Source organism: Streptomyces sp. WAC 04229 (genome assembly GCF_003947455.1).
In the GTDB taxonomy this organism is placed as follows: Bacteria; Actinomycetota; Actinomycetes; order Streptomycetales; family Streptomycetaceae; genus Streptomyces.
In genome coordinates, this window is the sequence record NZ_QHJH01000331.1 from 1 (window position 1) to 4,071 (window position 4,071).

Below are 4,071 nucleotides of genomic sequence, written 5' to 3' on the forward strand. Positions count from 1 at the left end.
TGGCGGCTGGGGGGGGGGGTGGTGCGCGTCTGGGGGGGGAGCGGCCCCGGGAACGAGCTCACCGAAGGGGGGACTGCCCCCAGGGGGACCCCCGGACTACGGCTCGGGGGGGGGTTGGACCCGCGGGGGGGGGGGGGGGGAGGGGGGGGGGCGCTTTTTTTGACTACCCCCCCCGGGGGGGGGGAAAACGAAACGGGGGCGGGAGGGTGGAGGCTTGGTGCGTCTCAGGGTGGAGAGCGACCCCGAGACCGACTCCACCGAAGGGTGGACTGCCCCTAGGGGTACCTCCGTACTACGGCTCGGGGAGGGTTCGTACCGGCGGAGGACGAGAGGGACCGGGCGTCGTCCTTAATCTGGCCTTACGCCGCTGGGGGGCGGCAAACCGGACCCGTGGGGGTGGGGTTTTCCCCAGGAAAAGAGTGCGCTGAACACCAGCGCGCCCGCCCCGCGGTTCCGGACAGACTCTTCGAGACGGCAGCACGGCGCACCCACGACAGTCCACCGGGGCACCCGCGGCTCACTCGATGACCGACATAGGAGACTTGACATGACATCGGCCGTAAGTATTCCCACGCACGGGGGCACCGGAGGGCGTACGGCCGTTGCCGCGCGAGCGCGGCAGGTCGTGAAGGCCTACGGGTCGGGCGAGACGCGGGTGGTCGCCCTCGACCACGTGGACGTGGACATCGACCGCGGTCGGTTCACCGCCATCATGGGGCCGTCGGGCTCCGGCAAGTCCACGCTGATGCACTGCCTGGCCGGCCTGGACACGGTCACCGGCGGGCAGATCTACCTCGACGAGACCGAGATCACCGGCCTCAAGGACAAGAAGCTCACGCGGCTGCGCCGGGACCGGATCGGCTTCATATTCCAGGCGTTCAACCTGCTCCCGACGCTCAACGCGATCGAGAACATCACGCTGCCCATGGACATCGCGGGCCGTAAGTACGACAAGGCGTGGCTGGACCGGGTGGTGGAGACCGTGGGGCTGGCCGGCCGGCTCAAGCACCGGCCCACCCAGCTCTCCGGCGGCCAGCAGCAGCGGGTCGCGGTGGCGCGGGCACTGGCCGCCCGACCCGAGATCATCTTCGGCGACGAACCCACCGGAAACCTCGACTCCCGCGCCGGTGCCGAGGTGCTGGGCTTCCTGCGCCGCTCGGTCACCGAGCTGGGCCAGACCATCGTCATGGTCACCCACGACCCGGTCGCCGCGAGCTACGCGGACCGGGTGCTGTACCTCGCCGACGGCCGGATCGTCGACGAGATGCTGAGCCCGACCGCGGACGCCGTCCTCGACCGCATGAAGGACTTCGACGCCCGGGGGCGCACGTCATGACCGTCGTCAAGACCTCGATGCGCAACTTCCTCGCGCACAAGGGCCGGATGGCGCTCTCGGCGGTGGCGGTGCTGCTGTCGGTGGCGTTCGTGTGCGGCACCCTGGTGTTCACCGACACGATGAACACCACCTTCGACAAGCTCTTCGCGATCACCTCGTCCGACGTGACGGTCCTGCCGAAGGACGCCAAGGCCGAGGACACCCCGCAGAACGGCGTGCCCGAGGCCCTCCCGGCCTCCGCACTGGAGCGGGCCCGGGCGACCGAGGGCGTCAAGTACGCCGAGGGCGCCGTCAGTTCGATGAACGTGACGGTCGTCAACAGCGACAACGACAACGTGGGCGCCACCAACGGCGCCCCGACGATCGCCGGAAACTGGACGAAGAACGACCTCCGGTCGATGGAGATCACCACCGGGCACGCCCCGCGCGGGCCCACCGAGGTGATGGTCGACGCCGACACCGCCGACAAGCACGACCTGAAGCTCGGCGACGAACTGCGCACCATCGCGCAGACCGGCGACTTCAAGGCGAAGATCGTCGGCATCGCCTCCTTCACGGTGACCAACCCCGGCGCCGCCGTCATCTACTTCGACACGGCCACCGCCCAGAGCGAACTGCTCGGCGCCACAGGCAGGTTCACCCAGCTCAACCTCACCGCCGAGGCCGGTGTATCCGACGCGCGGCTCAAGCAGAACGTCGCCTCGGCCCTGGACGGCACCTACAAGGTCCAGACGGCCAAGGAGAACTCCGACGAGAACCGCGAGGGCATCGGCGAGTTCATGAACGTCATCAAGTACGCCATGCTCGGCTTCGCCGGGATCGCGTTCCTGGTCGGCATCTTCCTCATCATCAACACCTTCTCCATGCTGGTCGCCCAGCGCACCCGCGAGATCGGCCTGATGCGGGCCATCGGCTCCTCCCGCCGGCAGGTCAACCGCTCCGTGCTGGTCGAGGCGCTGCTCCTCGGCATCGTCGGCTCCGTCCTCGGCGTCGCGGCCGGAGTCGGCATCGCCATCGGCCTGATGAAGCTGATGTCCGCCGCGGGCATGAACCTCTCCACCGACGACCTGACCATCAAGACGGCGACGCCCGTGATCGGCCTGGTCCTCGGCGTCGTGGTCACCGTCCTGGCCGCCTACCTGCCGGCCCGCCGCGCCGGCAAGATCTCCCCGATGGCCGCCCTGCGCGACGCCGGCACGCCGGCCGACGTCAAGGCCGGCTGGATCCGCGGCCTGATCGGCCTGGTACTCACCGGCTCCGGTGCCGCGGCCCTGCTCACGGCGGCCGGCGCCGACAAGGCGAGCGAGGGTTCGCTGATGCTCGGCGCGGGCATCGTGCTCTCCCTCATCGGCTTCGTCGTCATCGGCCCGCTGCTGGCAGGCTTCGTGGTCCGGGTGATCAGCGCGGTGCTGCTGCGGGCCTTCGGCCCCGTCGGCCGGCTGGCCGAACGCAACGCCCTGCGCAACCCGCGCCGCACCGGTGCCACGGGCGCCGCCCTGATGATCGGCCTCGCGCTGGTGGCCTGTCTCTCCGTGGTCGGCTCCTCCATGGTCGCCTCGGCCACCAGCGAGCTGGACAAGACGGTCGGCGCGGACTTCATCGTCCAGGGCAACCAGCGGATCGTGCCGAAGGCCGAGAAGGCGATGCAGGACACGCCCGGCCTGGAGCACGTCACCCGCTACAAGATGCTCGACGCCACCCTGACCTCGCCCGACGGCAAGACCGACGACGACGGTGTCACGGCCGCCGACCCGACCTACGCCGAGGACGTCCGCCGCGCCACGACGGAGGGCAAGCTCTCCGCCGCCTACGGGCCGGACGCCATGTCCGTCGGCTCGGACTACGCCGAGAAGCACGGCGTCCACGTCGGCGACACCGTCTCGGTCGCCTTCAAGGGCGGCGAGACCGCGAAGCTCAAGGTCGCCGCGATCACCAGCGACGACGTGGCCATCGACCAGGGCGCCCGGTACATCAGCATCGACACGATGCGGAAGTACCTGCCGGCCGAGAGCGTCCCGCCGAACACGATCATGTTCGCCAAGGCCGAGGACGGCAAGAGCGACGAGGCGTACGCGGCGCTGAAGAAGTCCATGGACGCCTACCCGCAGTACCAGGTGGCCGACCAGACCGACTACAAGCAGGAGCTGAAGGACCAGGTCGGCCAGCTGCTGAACATGGTCTACGGCCTGCTCGCCCTGGCGATCATCGTCGCGGTCCTCGGCGTGGTGAACACGCTGGCCCTCTCGGTGGTCGAACGGACCCGCGAGATCGGCCTGATGCGGGCGATCGGACTCTCCCGCCGCCAGCTGCGCCGCATGATCCGCATGGAGTCCGTCGTCATCGCCCTCTTCGGCGCGCTGCTCGGCCTCGGACTCGGCATGGGCTGGGGCGCCACGGCCCAGAAGCTCCTCGCCCTGGAGGGACTGAACGTCCTCGACATCCCCTGGCCGACGATCATCGGCGTCTTCATCGGCTCGGCCTTCGTGGGCCTGTTCGCCGCCCTGGTCCCGGCCTTCCGCGCGGGCCGCATGAACGTCCTGAACGCCATCGCGACGGAGTAGCACCCCGACAGCCACCGCACACGGGGGTTGCGGGGGAACCCGGCGCCGGAAGCCACGAGGCTCCCGGCGCCGGCTCTTTTACGGGCGCACGGGCGTCCACCCTCCGACCCCCCGAGCCGTCCGTCACCGCGGGCGCTCACCCTTCAGCCCACCGAGCCGTCCGTCACCCCGGGC

Annotated in this window: 2 protein-coding genes; both read left to right on the top strand. The window is 70.1% G+C overall.

The features are described from left to right. The first annotated feature begins 547 nt into the window (after window positions 1-547). The gene (locus DMH12_RS37600; protein ID WP_122617011.1) at window positions 548-1,336 is read left to right on the top strand and encodes an ABC transporter ATP-binding protein; all 789 of its coding nucleotides are present in this window, start codon (window positions 548-550) and stop codon (window positions 1,334-1,336) included. After that, window positions 1,333-3,897 carry an ABC transporter permease gene (locus DMH12_RS37605; RefSeq protein WP_125495751.1) on the top strand — a complete coding sequence of 855 codons (2,565 nt, stop codon included), beginning with the start codon at window positions 1,333-1,335 and terminating at the stop codon, window positions 3,895-3,897. Before DMH12_RS37600 ends, DMH12_RS37605 begins: the two co-directional genes overlap by 4 nt. Window positions 3,898-4,071 lie beyond the last annotated feature (174 nt).